Annotated in this window: 16 protein-coding genes; 3 read left to right on the forward strand and 13 right to left on the reverse strand. The window is 71.4% G+C overall.

The genetic code is table 11. From position 1 onward, the window contains the following. Nucleotides 1-127: 127 nt before the first annotated feature. The 4 genes from ABEB00_RS30475 to ABEB00_RS30490 form a co-directional block, all read right to left on the reverse strand. Nucleotides 128-520 (reverse strand): type II toxin-antitoxin system death-on-curing family toxin, encoded by a 393-nt coding sequence (locus ABEB00_RS30475; protein WP_345623814.1) that lies wholly within the window; start codon nt 518-520, stop codon nt 128-130. Further along, complete coding sequence (locus ABEB00_RS30480) at nt 517-711, reverse strand: ribbon-helix-helix protein, CopG family (protein WP_121749681.1); 195 nt, start codon at nt 709-711, stop codon at nt 517-519. The genes ABEB00_RS30475 and ABEB00_RS30480 overlap by 4 nt, the downstream gene beginning before the upstream one ends. A gap of 280 nt (nt 712-991) precedes the next feature. After that, the gene (locus tag ABEB00_RS30485; protein ID WP_345623816.1) at nt 992-2320 is read right to left on the reverse strand and encodes a class I SAM-dependent RNA methyltransferase; all 1329 of its coding nucleotides are present in this window, start codon (nt 2318-2320) and stop codon (nt 992-994) included. Between the two features lie 41 nt (nt 2321-2361). Continuing rightward, the gene (locus ABEB00_RS30490; RefSeq protein ID WP_345623817.1) at nt 2362-4416 is read right to left on the reverse strand and encodes an APC family permease; all 2055 of its coding nucleotides are present in this window, start codon (nt 4414-4416) and stop codon (nt 2362-2364) included. Nucleotides 4417-5153: 737 nt separating this feature from the next. Here ABEB00_RS30490 and ABEB00_RS30495 point away from each other — a divergent pair. After that, nucleotides 5154-5825, forward strand: a complete 672-nt coding sequence (locus tag ABEB00_RS30495; protein WP_345623819.1) for a potassium channel family protein — start codon at nt 5154-5156, stop codon at nt 5823-5825. Then, entirely contained in the window at nt 5825-6502 is a 678-nt protein-coding gene (locus ABEB00_RS30500; RefSeq protein ID WP_345623821.1) for a potassium channel family protein, read from the forward strand. The genes ABEB00_RS30495 and ABEB00_RS30500 overlap by 1 nt, the downstream gene beginning before the upstream one ends. 249 nt (nt 6503-6751) lie before the next feature. Here the strand turns inward: ABEB00_RS30500 and ABEB00_RS30505 are convergent, their stop codons facing one another. From ABEB00_RS30505 to ABEB00_RS30535, 7 genes are all read right to left on the reverse strand, one after another. Continuing rightward, the gene (locus ABEB00_RS30505; protein WP_345623823.1) at nt 6752-7615 is read right to left on the reverse strand and encodes a DUF3159 domain-containing protein; all 864 of its coding nucleotides are present in this window, start codon (nt 7613-7615) and stop codon (nt 6752-6754) included. A 3-nt stretch (nt 7616-7618) separates the two neighbouring features. Further along, entirely contained in the window at nt 7619-8017 is a 399-nt protein-coding gene (locus tag ABEB00_RS30510) for an OB-fold nucleic acid binding domain-containing protein (RefSeq protein WP_345623824.1), read from the reverse strand. Nucleotides 8018-8108: 91 nt separating this feature from the next. Then, nucleotides 8109-8825, reverse strand: coding sequence for a response regulator (locus ABEB00_RS30515; protein ID WP_345623825.1), 717 nt, complete (start codon nt 8823-8825; stop codon nt 8109-8111). Next, nucleotides 8819-11383: an ATP-binding protein gene (locus tag ABEB00_RS30520; RefSeq protein ID WP_345623827.1), complete on the reverse strand. Its 2565-nt coding sequence runs from the start codon at nt 11381-11383 to the stop codon at nt 8819-8821. Before ABEB00_RS30520 ends, ABEB00_RS30515 begins: the two co-directional genes overlap by 7 nt. A 362-nt stretch (nt 11384-11745) precedes the next feature. Beyond that, a complete protein-coding gene (locus ABEB00_RS30525; RefSeq protein WP_345623829.1) occupies nt 11746-12498 on the reverse strand; it encodes a DUF3710 domain-containing protein in 753 nt (250 codons plus the stop codon). A gap of 1 nt (nt 12499) precedes the next feature. Further along, nucleotides 12500-13051 carry a dUTP diphosphatase gene (gene dut, locus ABEB00_RS30530; RefSeq protein WP_345623831.1) on the reverse strand — a complete coding sequence of 184 codons (552 nt, stop codon included), beginning with the start codon at nt 13049-13051 and terminating at the stop codon, nt 12500-12502. Then, complete coding sequence (locus ABEB00_RS30535) at nt 13048-13632, reverse strand: PaaI family thioesterase (protein ID WP_345623833.1); 585 nt, start codon at nt 13630-13632, stop codon at nt 13048-13050. The genes dut and ABEB00_RS30535 overlap by 4 nt, the downstream gene beginning before the upstream one ends. 112 nt (nt 13633-13744) lie before the next feature. On the opposite strand from ABEB00_RS30535, the gene ABEB00_RS30540 reads away from it, so the two are divergent. Further along, on the forward strand, nt 13745-14206 hold the full coding sequence (locus tag ABEB00_RS30540) for a DUF3093 domain-containing protein (RefSeq protein ID WP_345623834.1): 462 nt from the start codon (nt 13745-13747) through the stop codon (nt 14204-14206). Nucleotides 14207-14227: 21 nt separating this feature from the next. Here ABEB00_RS30540 and ABEB00_RS30545 read toward each other — a convergent pair whose 3' ends face one another. Beyond that, nucleotides 14228-15187: a hypothetical protein gene (locus ABEB00_RS30545; RefSeq protein ID WP_345623836.1), complete on the reverse strand. Its 960-nt coding sequence runs from the start codon at nt 15185-15187 to the stop codon at nt 14228-14230. Between the two features lie 13 nt (nt 15188-15200). Then, complete coding sequence (locus ABEB00_RS30550) at nt 15201-15497, reverse strand: DUF4193 domain-containing protein (protein WP_003993510.1); 297 nt, start codon at nt 15495-15497, stop codon at nt 15201-15203. Between the last annotated feature and the right edge of the window lie 299 nt (nt 15498-15796).

A 15796-nucleotide genomic window follows, 5' to 3' on the forward strand; every position in this document is an offset into this window, starting at 1 on the left:
GACTCAACGAGTGATCACGCCATTAGAAACGGTGTCTAAAGGGAGCCACGCCTTCCAGTACACAGCGTCCCATTCCGGCTTGACCTGAGCAGGGCACGCGCGTGCCCTGCCCTCACGTCGTCGAACGTCACGAAACGGGGAACCAGGCCGCCAGGCGCTTGGCGATGGCCGGTACATCCATGTTGTCCTGCGCAACGTCCTCGACGAACGGGCCGGCAACGGAGACGGGCGGCGGGACGCTACTGGCACTGACGCCGTTGAACCGCAGGAAGACACGCATGGCGAGCCAGGCGGTGCGTTTGTTGCCGTCTATCAGCGCGTGATTGCGGGCGACGGAGTGCAGCAGCGCCGCAGCCTTCTCGTGCAGCGTGGGATACAGCTCGACTCCGAACACGTTCGTCCGAGGTCTCTCAATCGCCGACACCATAAGGCCCATGTCACGCACGCTGTGCTCGGTGCCGTTGACCGTGCGGGCGATGGCCAGGATTTCGTCGATCTGGATGTAGCGCACGCCGGTCACTTCAGGTAGTCCAGGATCTCCGCATCACTGTCCATGAGCTCGACCAAGACGTCATCGACCTTCAGCTCGGCCCGGTTCTGGGCGTCACGGATGGCCTCGATGGCGAGTTCCTGCTTACTGCGGCCCTCCCGGCGAGCTCGCTCGGTGAGCTTCGCGTCAAGGTCGTCGGGGAGTCGGAGTGTCATCGCCATACGACCATGATACCAGGGTGGTATCAACGGCGCTCTCGACTCCGCGAACGCGGAACCAGGCGGTCGCTGGCACCGCTAACGCGAAGGCTCGGTAGAGACGCCATTACGACCGTCGTCCGAGCGTCAGGAATCCCCGAAGAGACATCTGAAGCATCGCCCCGATGCAGCGCATTCCTCACGAACTCGCAGGTCAGATAGCTCTCAGGATCGACCCGCCCGAGTGAACCGCTGCACGGAGGGAAACAGGTCGAGCAACCCAGTAGAGCAACAAAACCGCAGGTCAGGCGCCCCTCGGGATAGGCTCCAGAATCGCCACGCACTCCACATGATGCGTCATCGGAAACAGATCGAACACCCGCAGAGTCCGCACCCGATACCCCCCGTCCCGGAAGTACCCGAGGTCCCGGGCCAGGGCTGCCGGGTCGCAGGCCACGTATGCGATCTTTCGCGCGCCCAGGGACGACAGGTGGTGCACCGTCTTCTTTCCGGCGCCCGCTCGTGGCGGGTCCAGGACCACGAGGTCCGCCTCGGAGATGCCCGTGCGCGGCAGCACGGCCTCCACCTTGCCCTGTTCGATGCGGACGCGGTCGAACGCCGCGAGGTTGTGCCGCGCGTCCTCCACCGCCCGCTTGCCGGACTCGATGCCGAGGACCGCGCCCGTGTCGCCGACGCGGTCGGCCAGGGCGCCGGCGAAGAGGCCGACGCCGCAGTACAGGTCGAGTGCCATGTCGCCCTTGCGCGGCAACAGGCCCTGCATGACGGCCCGCACGAGGGTGTCGGCCGCCTTCGGGTGGACCTGCCAGAAGCCGCCGCTGCCGACGCGGTAGGTGCGGTCGTCGGCGCGTTCGCGGACGAAGGCACGGCCGTGCACGCGGTGCACGCCGCCGTCCTTCTCCTCCACCCGCATGACCGAGACGGGCTTGTCCAGTTCGACGAGCGGGAGCCGGGCGCCGGGCCGCGGCTCCAGGATCACCATGCGGTCCTGCGATCCCGTCGCGGCGATCGCCTCCACCGAGGCCATGCCGATCCAGTCCCGCTGCTCGATGCCCAGTTCGCTGACACCCTCCGCCGCGATCATGCAGTGCTCGATCGGCTCGATCTCGTGCGAGCGGTGGCGGCGCAGGCCGGCGTTGCCGTCCACGTCGACGGCGTACTGCACCCGCGTGCGCCAGGACGGGACCTGGCCGGCGGGCAGCTTGTCACCCTCGGCCGGCATCACCGTGCCGTCCCAGCCGGCCTCCTCGGGCGTGAGCCCGGCCAGGCGCTGGAGCTGCTCGGCGACGACCTCGCCCTTGAGGCGGCGCTGGGCGCCCGGCTTGGCGTGCTGCCAGTCGCAGCCGCCGCAGCGGCCGGGGCCGGCGTAGGGACAGGGGGCCTCGACGCGGTCCTTGGCGGCGTCCAGGATCTCGACGGCGTCCGCGCGCAGGAACCGCGCGCCCTCCTCGCCCTCGGTCACCCGGGCGACGACCCGCTCGCCGGGCAGCGCGTGCCGCACGAACAGCACCTGCCCCTCGGACGTACGGGCGATGCAGTGGCCACCATGGGCGACGGGGCCGATCTCGACCTCGTACTCCTCCCCGACCAGCGACTTCTTCTCTTCTGCCTGCATGGCGGGGTGACTCCAAACCGTGGGGACAACAGCCCACCAGTCTACGCGGACGGTGAGGACTCCTTCGTCCGGTCGTGGTGGGCCGCGGGGCCGCGGCGGACCGCGCCGGGCGCGTTCCAGTCCTGGCGCCTGCGGGCCCGCTTCTTCGCGGCCTCGGAGGATTCGAGCTGGTAGGGGACGGAGGTCACCATCACGCCGGGGGTGAACAGCAGGCGGCCCTTGAGGCGCAGCGCGCTCTGGTTGTGCAGCAGGTGCTCGTACCAGTGGCCGACGACGTACTCGGGAATGATCACCGAGACGACATCGCGCGGCGACTCCTTGCGCAGGCTCTTGACGTACTCGATGACCGGCCGGGTGACCTCGCGGTACGGCGAGTCCAGGACCTTCAGGGGTACGTCGATGCCGCGCCGCTCCCATTCGTCGCGCAGCGCCTTCGTCTCGGTCGCGTCGACGTTGACGCTGAGCGCTTCGAGGGTGCCCGAGCGCAGCAGCTTGGCGTAGGACAGGGCGCGCAGGGCCGGGCGGTGGATCTTGGAGATGAGGACGACGGAGTGGACGCGGGAGGGCCGCACCGTGTCCTCGCCGGGGGTGTCCGGGGCCGCGATCTCCGCGGCGACGCGGTCGTAGTGGCGGCGGATCGCGGTCATCGTGGCGAAGAAGATGCACATGCCGAGCAGGGCGACCCAGGCGCCGTGCGTGAACTTCGTGAGCAGGACGACGACCAGCACCAGGCCGGTGAAGAAGGCACCGAAGGCGTTGATCGCCCGGGAGCGGACCATGTGGCGGCGCTTGGCCTGGTCCCGCTCGGTGGCCAGGTGGCGGTTCCAGTGCCGGACCATGCCGATCTGGCTGAGCGTGAAGGAGACGAAGACGCCGACGATGTAGAGCTGGATCAGCCGGGTGGAGTCGGCGCCGTAGATCCACACCAGGAGCATGGCCGCGCCGGCCAGGAGCACGATGCCGTTGGAGAAGGCGAGGCGGTCGCCGCGGGTGTGGAGCTGGCGGGGCAGGTAGCGGTCCTGGGCGAGGATCGAGCCGAGCAGCGGGAAGCCGTTGTACGCCGTGTTCGCGGCGAGGAAGAGGACCAGGGCGGTGGCGGCGGCCAGCACGATGAACAGGAAGCTGCCCTTGCCGAACACCGCTTCGGCGACCTGGGAGATCACCGGGTTCTGCACGTAGTCGGCGCCGACCGCGACCCCGTTGTGGATCAGGTCGACGGCCGGGTTCTCCGCCATCCGGACCTTGGTGGTGGCCGCCAGCGCGATGATTCCGCAGAACATGGTGACGGCGAGCAGGCCCATCATGGCCAGCGTGGTCGCCGCGTTCTTCGACTTCGGCTTGCGGAAGGCCGGTACACCGTTGGAGATCGCCTCGACGCCGGTGAGCGCCGCACAGCCGGAGGAGAAGGCGCGCAGGAGCAGGAAGACCAGCGCGAAGCCGGCCAGGCCCTGGTGCTCGGGTTTGATCTGGTAGTCCGCGGTCGGCGCGTGCATCGCGTCGCCGAGCACGAGGCCGCGGAAGGCGCCCCAGGCGATCATGGTGAAGACGCCCGCGACGAAGACGTACGTCGGGATGGCGAAGAGGGCGCCCGACTCCCTGACCCCGCGCAAGTTCATCAGTGTCAGCAGCAGGATGACGGCGGCGGCGCAGAGGACCTTGTGCTCGACGACGAACGGGATCGCGGAGCCGAGGTTCTCGATGCCGGAGGAGATGGAGACGGCGACGGTCAGGACGTAGTCGACCAGCAGCGCGCTCGCCACGGTCAGGCCCGCCTTGGGGCCGAGGTTGGTGGTGGCCACCTCGTAGTCGCCGCCGCCGCTGGGGTAGGCGTGGACGTTCTGCCGGTAGGAGGCGACCACGGTGAACATCAGCACCACGACCGCGACCGCGATCCAGGGACTGAAGTGGTACGCCGACACGCCCGCGATGGAGAGCACCAGCAGCACCTCGCCGGGTGCGTACGCCACGGAGGACAGCGGGTCGGAAGCGAAGACGGGGAGGGCGATGCGCTTCGGCAGGAGCGTCTCGCCCAGCCGGTCGCTGCGCAGTGCGCGCCCGATCAGGATCCGCTTGGGCACGTCGGTCAGTTTGGACACAACAGAGGATCGTAAGCGTTCGAACGGGGGGCCGCCCACCCGCCACCCCCGCAGCGCCGCCTCCAGACCCTCCTCAGACCCTCCTCAGTGGCTTCTCGTTCCTCTCCCCTCTGCTCTCCCCTCTGCTCTCCGGGTGAATTCGGCGGGCCGTTCGGCTGCGGTTTGCGCAGGTCGCGGGCTTCGCGTGGCCAGTCACGGAGTTCGCATGCCTATATGACAAGAACTGTCGGTCATGACAGAGAACCGGTTTCCGGCAAGATCCGCCCGCCTTCCGCCCGTTGTCGACCCAGGAGGTCACATGCCCGCGACCGCAGAGCTGATCGGTGCCGCCGCCGCCCTCGTCGGACTCGGCATCCTGACCGTCGCCTCCGTCCGCAGCATCGGCCGCCGCCGGGCCTCCGCCGACGGATGACCGCCGGGCGGCCTCCCGTCGGCCCGTCCCCGCCGGGCCGTCTCCACGGGCCGTTCCCGCCGCCCCCTTCCCGCGGGCCATTCCCACCTGCCCAGCCCCGCTGACGGTTTCCCTTCCCCCGCCCCCACCCGGGGCCGATACGTTGGTCCCGGGCCGGGAACCCGGCTTCCCGGGCCCCGGGACCGACGGGGGGTGCCGGTCACCGGCATGATGTTCCCCCGCGGGCCCGCATGGGCCGCGCCACGTCGCCAGGTGAGCCGAAAGAGAGACATGGGCACGACATCCACGAGGGTCAGCGGACCTGTCGGAAGCACGGTGTGACGCGATGCATATTGTCATCATGGGCTGCGGGCGAGTGGGCTCCGCTCTCGCCCAGACCCTGGAACAGCAGGGGCACACGGTCGCCGTGATCGACCAGGACCCGACGTCCTTCCGTCGCCTGGGCTCCTCGTTCGGCGGCCGCCGGGTCACCGGCGTCGGCTTCGACCAGGACACCCTGCGGGAGGCGGGCATCGAGGAGGCGGGCGCCTTCGCCGCCGTCTCCAGCGGGGACAACTCCAACATCATCGCCGCCCGGGTGGCCCGCGAGATGTTCGGCGTCGAGAACGTCGCCGCCCGCATCTACGACCCTCGCCGCGCCGAGGTCTACCAGCGCCTGGGCATCCCCACCGTCGCCACCGTCCGCTGGACGGCCGACCAGATGCTGCGCCGCCTGCTGCCCTCGGGCGCCGAGCCGCTGTGGCGCGACCCGACCGGCGGGGTCCAGCTCGCCGAGGTGCACACGGCCGTCTCCTGGGTCGGCCACAAGGTCAGCCGGCTCCAGGAGGAGACCGGCGTGCGCGTGGCGTTCGTGACCCGGCTCGGCGAGGCGATCCTGCCCACGTCGCAGACGGTGCTGCAGGAGGGCGACCTGGTGCATGTGATGATGCGCACCGACGAGGTCGACAAGGTCGAGGCGGCGTTCGCCAAGGGTCCCGAAGAGGAGGGCGGTCACTGATGAGGGTCGCCATTGCCGGAGCCGGTGCGGTCGGCCGTTCGATCGCCGGCGAACTGCTGGAGAACGGCCACGAGGTCCTGCTCATCGACAAGGCGCCGACCGCGATCTCGGTCGAGCGCGTGCCGATGGCGGAGTGGCTGCTCGCCGACGCCTGCGAGATCACCTCCCTGGACGAGGCGGCGCTCCAGCGCTGCAACGTCGTCATCGCCGCGACCGGCGACGACAAGGTCAACCTGGTCGTCTCCCTGCTGGCCAAGACCGAGTACGGCGTCCCGCGCGTCGTCGCCCGGGTGAACAACCCGAAGAACGAATGGCTGTTCAACGAGGCGTGGGGCGTCGACGTGGCCGTCTCCACCCCCCGTCTGATGTCCGCCCTGGTCGAGGAGGCCGTCAGCGTCGGCGACCTGGTCCGGCTGCTGCGCTTCAGCCACGGCGACGCCAACCTCGTGGAGCTGACCCTGCCGGAGGAGTCGGCGCTGGCCGGCACCCAGGTCGGCGACGTGGAGTGGCCCGAGGACACCTCCCTGGTCACCATCATCCGCGGCACCCGCGTGATGGCCCCGTCCCTGGAGGACTCCCTGGAGGCCGGCGACGAACTGCTGTTCGTGGCGGCGCAGGCCCGCGAGGAGCAACTGGAGGACCTGCTGTCGGCCCGTCGCGGCAGCACCGCGGGCTGACCGGCTCACCCGCCCCACCCGCCTCACCCGCCTCACCCGCCTCACCCGCCTCACCCGCCTCACCCGCCTCAAGGCTCACGGGCCCACGGAGCACGGGCTCACAGGTTCAAGGAGCACGGCGTACGACGGAGGGGGCGATCCGGAATTCCCGGGTCGCCCCCTCCGCCACGTTCGCCGTCCAGCGTTCGCCGTTCCCTATGCCAGGCGTTCACCCTTCCCCCTGCCGGGGGCAGGCCGGTGCCCCCGGCGTCACCCCTTGCGGGGCCCGCGGTGCCTGCCGCCGCGGGAGTCCGCCGGGCCGGTCTCCCCGTCGGCGGCCAGCCCCGGCGTGTCGTCGACGGCCGGCTCCCTCGCCCCGCTGAGGACGCCGTCCGTACGGTCCCGCCCGGCGGCGCGCTCCTCCTCGCCCCGCTCCTGCTCGGCCTGCTCGGCCTTCTCCGCCGCCTCCATCTCCGCGAACACGTCGATGGGCGCGGGGGCCTTCGCGAGGAAGACCCAGGTGAGCCAGACGGCGAGCAGGAAGGGCGGGATCTTCAGGGTGACCAGGACCCAGCCCAGCGACTCCGTGTCCGCCCACCAGTACAGCGGGAAGAGGACCGCGCACTTGGCGAGCAGGATCAGACCCCAGGCCCAGCTCGCCTTGGCGTACGCCTTCTTGCGGCCCGGGTTGCGGGTGCGCCAGGAGAGGTTCTCCTTGAAGACCGGGCCGAGGATCAGGCCGATCAGCGGCACGCCGGCCAGCGTGGTGACGATGTACGCCAGGGCCAGGCCGAGGGTGTAGAGCATGCCGGGCAGATAGAAGTTCTTGGCGTTGTCGGTCATCATCGCGAAGACGACGCCGAAGGCCACACCGAAGACGCCGCTGAAGGCGTGCTTGACGGTGTCCTTCATCACCAGGCGGACCGCGACCAGCACCAGCGAGACGGCCAGCGCCGCGATCGCCGAGAGGTGCAGGTCGCTGTTGATCGTGAAGATCGTGACGAAGAGCAGGCCCGGCAGGACCGTCTCGACCATGCCCCGCACGCCGCCGAAGGCTTCGAAGAGGGCGGCCTCCGTCACCGCCCGGGCGTCATCCGCTTCAGTGTCTCCGGTCGGCTTGTCGAGGGACGTCACCGGCTACTCCCGTCCGAGGGGTCGCAGTTCGTACTTGGGATTGAACAGCACCCGGCGGCCCCGGCTCATCGAGATCCGGCCCGATGCGATGAGCTTGCGCCCCGGCTCTATGCCCACGATGGAACGCCTGCCCAGCCACACGACGTCCAGAGCGGCGGTGCCGTCGAACATCTCGGCCTCCAGCGCGGGGACGCCGGCGCGCGGGCGCAGCGTGACCGTGCGCAACGTACCAGTAACCGTGACGATCTGCCGGTCCCGGCAGTCGCCGATGCGGGTGCAGCCCGCGGTGGCGGCGTCCTCCCGAAGCTCCGCGCGCTCCAGGTCTTCCTGCGAGGAGGAGAGCCGGTCGAACATGCGCCGGAACCGGCCCACCGGCTTGTCGGAACGAGGGACAGCGCTCATGTCTGAAGCCTACCGGGACCCGCCGACAGCCACGCGTCCCCTCGGGAGGGAACCGGAGGGAACCGGAGGGAACCGGAGGGAACCGGAGGGATCACCTCTCGAACCGGTAGCCCATGCCCGGCTCCGTGATGAAGTGCCGCGGGTGGGCCGGGTCCGCCTCCAGCTTGCGGCGCAGTTGTGCCATGTAGACCCGCAGGTAGTTCGTCTCCGTGCCGTACGAGGGCCCCCAGACCTCCTGGAGGAGCTGTTTCTGACCGACCAGGCGGCCGGTGTTGCGTACCAGTACTTCCAGCAGATGCCACTCGGTGGGCGTCAGCCGTACGTCCTTCCCGTTCCGGCCGACCTTCTTCGCGGCGAGGTCGACGGTGAAGTCCGCCGTCTCCACGACCACCTCGTCCTCGCCGCCCGGGACGGGTTCGGCCCGGCGGACGGCGGCCCGCAGGCGGGCCAGCAGCTCGTCCATGCCGAAGGGCTTGGTGACGTAGTCGTCGGCGCCCGCGTCCAGCGCCTCGACCTTCTCGTCGGAGGAGTGCCGGGCGGAGAGCACCAGGATCGGCACCCGGGTCCAGCCCCGCAGGCCCTTGATCACCTCCACGCCGTCCATGTCGGGCAGGCCCAGGTCGAGGACGATGACGTCGGGGTGCCGGGCGGCCGCGAGCTGGAGCGCGGTGGCGCCGTCGTGGGCCGCGTCGACCGCGTAGTGGCGCGCCTTGAGGTTGATCACCAGGGCGCGGACGATCTGCGGTTCGTCGTCGATCACGAGCACCCGCGTGGGCGTCCGAGGGGTGTCCCCGGTCGGGCTCAGCATGGGGGCGGCCTTTCTTCCGTGGTGGCGCCGGTGGGGCCGGTGGAGCCGATGAGCTGCGGGGCGGGGCGGGCCGCGCGCAGGGTGAGGACCATGGTGAGGCCGCCGCCGGGGGTGTCCTCGGCGTCCAGGGTGCCGCCCATGGCCTCGGCGAACCCGCGGGCCACGGCCAGGCCCAGGCCGACGCCGGCGCCGCGCGGGGCGTCCCCGTACCGCTGGAAGGGTTCGAAGATCCTCTCCTTGGCCTCGTCGGGCACGCCCGGCCCGCGGTCCACCGTCCGTACCTCGACGCGGTCGCCCAGGGCGCTGGCGGCGACCAGGACGGAGGTGCCGGGCGGGCTGTACTTGACGGCGTTCTCGACCAGGTTGGCGACCGCCCGCTCCAGCAGGCCGGGGTCGACGGCGACCATGGGCAGCGTCTCGGGGATGTCCAGCTCCACCTCGGCGTCGGGTACGCCGCCGAGCGCCATCGGGACCACTTCGTCGATGTCGATCTCGCGGATGAGCGGGGTGACCGTGCCGGTCTGCAGGCGGGACATGTCGAGCAGGTTGCCCACCAGGTGGTCCAGGCGGTCCGCCCCCTCCTCGATGCCCTCCAGGAGCGCGGCCTCGTCCTCCTCGGACCAGGCCACGTCGTCGGACCTAAGGCTGGAGACGGCCGCCTTGATCCCGGCGAGCGGGGTGCGCAGGTCGTGGCTGACGGCGGCGAGCAGGGCGGTGCGGATGCGGTTGCCCTCGGCCAGCGCGCGGGCCTGGTCGGCCTCCTCGCGCAGCCGCCGCCGGTCCAGTACGACGGCGGCCTGCGCGGCGAACGCGGCGAGCACCCGGCGGTCCTCGGCGGGCAGCACCCGGCCGGTCAGGGCCAGCGCCATGTGGTCGCCGACGGGCATGTCCACGTCCGCGTCCTCGGGCCGTCCGACGGGCGGCCCGGAGCCTGCCCGGCCCGCGCAGGTCCAGGGGGCCACCTCGCTCTCCCGCTCCAGCAGGGCGGCCGACTCCATCACGAAGGTCTCCCGGACCCGTTCCAGGAGGGCCTCAAGGCTGGTCTCGCCGCGCAGCACGTCGCCGGCGAGGAAGGAGAGGATCTCGGACTCGGCGCGCAGCCGGGCGGCCTGGTGGGTGCGCCGGGCCGCCAGGTCCACCACCGAGGCGACCGAGACCGCGACGCCGACGAAGATCGCCAGGGCGAGGATGTTCTTGGGGTCGGAGATGGTGATGCGGCTGAGCGGCGGGGTGAAGAACCAGTTGAGCAGCAGGGAGCCGACGGCGGCCGAGGCGAGCGCGGGGTAGAGCCCGCCCAGCAGGGCCGCGGCGACGGTGAGCGCGAGGTAGAGCAGGACGTCGTTGGCGAGGCCGAGGTGGACGCTGTCGAGGAACAGGGTCAGCAGCAGCGGTCCGCCGAGGCCCGTGAGCCAGCCCCACAGACTCCGGGAGCGTCCCAGCCGGGCACCGCGGGCCACCGGCAGCCCGCGGCCCTTGGCGACCTCCTCGTGGGTGACGATGTGCACGTCGAGGTCGGGTCCGGACTCGCGGGCGACGGTGGTGCCGACGCCGGGGCCGAGGACGTACTGCCAGGTCTTGCGGCGGGAGGAGCCGAGGACTATCTGGGTGGCGTTGACGCCCCGGGCGAAGTCGAGCAGGGCGGCGGGTATGTCGTCGCCGACGACGTGGTGGAAGGTGCCGCCGAGGTCCTCCACCAGGGTGCGCTGCACCGCCAGTTCCTTCGGAGAGGCCGAGGTCAGGCCGTCGCTGCGGGCGATGTAGACGGCCAGCACCTCGCCGCCCGCGCCCTTCTCCGCGAGCCGCGCGGCCCGGCGGATCAGGGTGCGGCCCTCCGGACCACCGGTCAGGCCGACCACGATCCGCTCGCGCGAACCCCAGATCCTGGAGACCCGGTGGTCGCTGCGGTACTGCTTCAGGTAGGCGTCGACCCGGTCCGCCACCCAGAGCAGCGCCAGTTCGCGCAGGGCGGTGAGGTTGCCGGGACGGAAGTAGTTCGAGAGGGCCGCGTCGACCTTGTCGGAGCGGTAGACGTTGCCGTGGGCCATGCGCCGGCGCAGCGCCTGCGGGGACATGTCGACCAGCTCGATCTGGTCCGCGCGCCGGACCACCTCGTCCGGCACGGTCTCCTGCTGCCGTACGCCCGTGATCGACTCCACTACGTCGCCGAGCGACTCCAGGTGCTGGATGTTGACGGTGGAGACCACGTCGATCCCGGCCGCGAGGAGTTCCTCGACGTCCTGCCAGCGCTTGGCGTTGCGCGCGCCGGGGACATTGGTGTGGGCCAGCTCGTCGACGAGCGCCACCTTGGGGTGCCGGGCCAGGACGGCGTCCAGGTCCATCTCGGTGAAGCGGGCGCCGCGGTGCTCCAGTACCCGGCGCGGAACCTCCTCCAGGCCGCTGAGCATCACCTCGGTGCGGGGGCGGCCGTGGTGCTCCACGAAGGCGACGACGCAGTCGGTACCGCGTTCCACCCGGCGGTGGGCCTCGGCGAGCATCGCGTACGTCTTGCCGACGCCCGGTGCCGCACCGAGGTAGATCCGAAGCTTGCCGCGTCCCATGGCCTCATTGTCTTCCGGTCGGCGCCGACTGCGCAGCGTCGACCCTACGGCGAGCGAACCGGGCAATTCGGGCCGCGGGCGCGCGGCGGCCCGTCCTTGACGGAACCCTGACGGTCGGACGGCCCGGCAGGTCACGGGAGTGCGGCCGCGTACAAGGGGGCGTGCGGCCCCGTACGAGGGGGGCGTGCGGCTGCAAGCTCGCGGGGCGCGCAGCCCCGTACGTGGGGGGCGTGCGGCCGCGTGCATGGCGAAGGGCCGCGCGCCGCGTGCATGGCGAAGGGCCGCGTCCCCTCCCGGGGCGCGGCCCTTTTCTCGCGCGTGAGCCGCCTCGCGGGGGCGGCCGTCGCACGCGGGTACGGCGGTTACCGGACCTCGGTGATCTCCGGTCCGCGCTGGAGCTGGCCCATGCCGCCGGAGAAGCGCGAGCCCTCCTCCTGCTGGACGTTCTCGGGGACCATCTGCGCGTCGTTCGGCAGCTTCAGGACGATCGGGTCGCGGGGCGCCATCGGGCCCTCGCCGCGGACCACGACCGTGTCCCGGAAGATCTGCTCCAGCAGCCCGGCCGCCTGCGGCTGCACCGCGCCCTGGCCGGAGATGACCCCGCGCAGGAACCAGCGGGGGCCGTCCACGCCGATGAACCGCACCACCTGGAAGCCGCTCGTGCCGTCCGGCAACTGCACCGGCACCTGAGCGCGCAGCTCCCAGCCGAGCGGGCCCTCGACCTCGTCGATGATGCCGCCCTGCTGGGTGATGCCGGCGGCGATCTCCTCGCGCACCTCGCCCCAGATGCCCTCGCGCTTGGGTGCGGCGAACGCCTGGAGCTGTACGGCGCTGTCGCGCAGCACGACCGTGGCCGCGACGATCGCGTCACCCGCGACCTCCACACGCAGTTCCATGCCGTCCACGCCCGGTACGAACAGGCCGCCCAGGTCGACCCGGCCCTCGGCCGGGTCGCGGACCTCGGTGCTGTCCCAGGGTCCGTCGGGCCGCGGTTCGGGTTCGAGCCGCACGCGGGCGCCCCGGTCGTCCGCCTCGGTGTCGACGCTGTCGACGACCTGCTCGGTCTCGCCGGCCGCGTCCTCGGCGGCATCCCTCTTCTTGCGACGTCCGAACACGTCACTGTCCTTCCCGGTCGGATACGACCGAAGCGTATCGATTCCCACCCGTCGGGCCGCCTTCGGCGACCTGACCGCTTGTGCCGCTTGCCGGGCCCGCCCCGGCGTGTCCGCCGGTGGACCCGAAGCCCCCCTCGGCCCGTGCCGAATCGGGAAGCTCCGCGACCTGGCGGAAGCGGACCCTCTCGACCTGCTGGACGACCAGTTGGGCAATCCGGTCGAAGCGCTCGAACCGCACGGCCTCGCGCGGGTCGAGATTCACCACGATCACCTTGATCTCCCCACGGTACCCGGCATCGATCGTCCCCGGGGCATTCACGAGGGCGACACCGAAGCGGGCCGCGAGGCCGGAACGAGGGTGCACGAAGGCCGCGTACCCCTCGGGCAGCGCCACGGAAACACCCGTGGGCAGCACGGCCCGTTCACCGGGCGCCAGCTCGTGGGCGACGGTGGTCCGCAGATCCGCCCCCGCGTCCCCGGGGTGCTCGTACGCCGGAAGCGGTACGTCCGGGTCGACGCGCCGGAGCAGGACCTCCAGCGGAGCGCGGCTCACGGGTTCACCTCGAAGGCGCGGGCGCGGCGGAGCTGGTCCGGGTCGTCCATCGCGGCCCGGATCTCCTCCGGGCGGCCGTTGTCGGTGAAGTGCGCGACCTTGACCTCGACGAAGAGGGCGTCGGCGCGGACGGCGACGGGGCCGTCGGGGCCGCCGATCCGGCCGGTCGCGGTGGAGTAGATCTTGCGTCCCGCCACCGCCGTCACCTCGGCCTGGAGGTGCAGTGTGGCGCCGACGGGCACCGGCCGCAGGAAGTCGGTCTCCAGCCGGCCGGTGACCGCGATCGTGCGCAGCAGCCAGTTCAGCGAGCCGAGGGTCTCGTCCAGGGCGCTGGCCAGCACTCCTCCGTGCGCGAGTCCCGGGGCGCCCTGGTGGGCGGGGCGCACGCTGAACTCGGCGGTGATCGTCACGCCCTCGCCCGCGCGTGCCTGGAGGTGCAGTCCGTGGGCCTGGTCGCCGCCGCAGCCGAAGCACTGGCCGTAGTGGGCGCCGAGCAGTTCGCCGGGGGCGGGGGCGTCGGCGTGCCGGACGGGCCGCACGGCGTCGGCGGGGGGCTGAAGAGCCGGGGAAGTACCACTCACAGCCGCAGACCTTACCCGCCCGTCGCTCCCCCGCCACCGCCGTGCCCGGCCGGTCCCGGCCCGGGCCGCCCTGGCCGCGGCCCCCCGTCGTCGCCGTGCCAAGCTTGACGCCATGCAGCTCTCCGCCGCCCCGTACGAAGAACGCCTGACCGCGCCCCGCTCCTGGTGGCTGATCTCCTTCATGGTGGGTCTCGCGTTCGCCATCGTCCTGCTGCCCTTCGGCACCCTGCCGATGCTCGGCGGGCTGGCCGGCGGCACCGCCGTGGCGGCGGTCGCCGCCAGTTCCTACGGCGCGATCCGTATCCGGGTCGTCGGCGACTCGCTGATCGCGGGCGAGGCGAAGATCCCGGTGACGGCGCTGGGCGGCTCCGAGGTGATGGACGCCGAGGAGGCCCGCGCCTGGCGCACGTACAAGGCGGACACCCGGGCGTTCCTGCTGCTGCGCGCGTACATTCCGACGGCGCTGCGGGTGGAGGTCACCGACCCCGAGGACCCGACGCCGTACCTGTATCTGTCGACCCGCGAGCCGGAGCGCCTGGCCGAGGCCATCGAGGCGGCCAAGGCCGCCGGCTAGGCGGCGGCGCCCCGGCAGGGGTCAGCGGTCGTCTCCGCCGCCGTGCCCCTCGGGGGGCTCGGGCCGCTCGGGGTGCGCGAGGTCCTTGAGGGCGTCGCCCATCTCCAGGGCGTTTCCGGGGGTCTCCAGGGGCGGCAGGGCGGGCAGGGCGTCCCACGGCACCTGCGCCTTGCGCAGGTCGCTCCGGATGCGGGCGGCGAGCCTGCCGGTGTCGCGGCGGTTCATCACGGCGCCCACCGCGGCGCCGACCATGAACGGCATCAGGTTCGGCAGGTTGCGCACCATCCGCTTCATGATCTGCTGGCGGAGCTGGCGCTTCATGTGGCCGTTCATCGCCGTGCCGAGCGTGGCCGGTTTGGTCACGTCGATGCCGCGCTCCTCCGACCAGGAGTTCAGGTAGGCGGTGGAGCGCTGCGAGAGGCCGCCGGGCGGTCGTACGCCGTAGACCTCGTGGAGTTCGGCGATCAGCTTCAGCTCGATCGCGGCGACGCCGGTGACCTCGGCGGCCAGCTCGGTCGGCATGGCCGGGGGCACGGGCAGCATCGCGGCGGCGCCGATCCCCGCGCCGACCGTCGCCGTGGCTCTGGTGGCCCCCGCCACCAGCTTGTCGGCCAGTTCCTCGGGCCCGAGGCCGGGGAACTGCCTGCGGAGCGCCGCCAGGTCCCGTACGGGGATCCGCGGGGCGATGTCGATGACGCGGTCGGCGAGGAGCGCAAGGGCGGCCTTGGCACGGCCACCGCCCTTGCGGACGCCTTCGGTGGCCTTGTCCCGGAACACCGCCGCCCGGCGTCGGGCAGCGGGCGCGGGGGCCGGTACCGGCGCCGGGAGGTCACCCCGGTGGTCCGCCGGTTCGAGCGAGGCCGCGTCCGTGGTGGCCGGGCCCCGCTCGTCGTCACGCGCGCGGTTCGGGCCGTCCTGCGGCCCTTGGTCCGCTCCGCCCTTGGCGAAGCGGCGCTTCCAGGGAGAGGTCGAGCCAGTCACGGCCGACCCCGCCTCAGTCGCAGTCGCGGCAGATGGGCTGGCCGTTCTTCTCTCGGGCCAGTTGGCTGCGGTGATGTACCAGGAAGCAGCTCATGCAGGTGAACTCGTCCTGCTGCTTGGGCAGTACCCGGACCGCCAGCTCCTCGTTCGAGAGGTCGGCTCCGGGAAGTTCGAGTCCTTCCGCGGCCTCGAACTCGTCGACGTCCACGGCCGAAGCGGACTTGTCGTTCCGGCGTGCCTTCAGCTCTTCCAGGCTGTCCGAGTCGACGTCGTCGTCGGTCTTGCGTGGAGTGTCGTAATCGGTTGCCATGGTCGCTCTCCCCCTCTGGGTGTTCGCGGTGTCTCCAGCGCACGTAACGCGTGAGAGGCCGGACTTGTGCCCGACCTGAGGCGGAGATTTTGCCTCACATCAAGGTCTGTTACTCAATCGACACCCAACCGGACACCGCAGGAGTGCTCGGGTTGGATGGCGATGCGGACCGTACACGGTCCGAATGCCGCACTTCAAAGGCGTCTCACCGTGTACTTCCCGTGATCAAGACCCCTAAAAACCAGGACTTTCCCGGCTTTTGGACAGGGTGCATGATCACGGAGAGTGGAGAGTGGAAA

The sequence above is a fragment of the Streptomyces ziwulingensis genome (assembly GCF_039542605.1).
Lineage (GTDB): Bacteria > Actinomycetota > Actinomycetes > Streptomycetales > Streptomycetaceae > Streptomyces > Streptomyces ziwulingensis.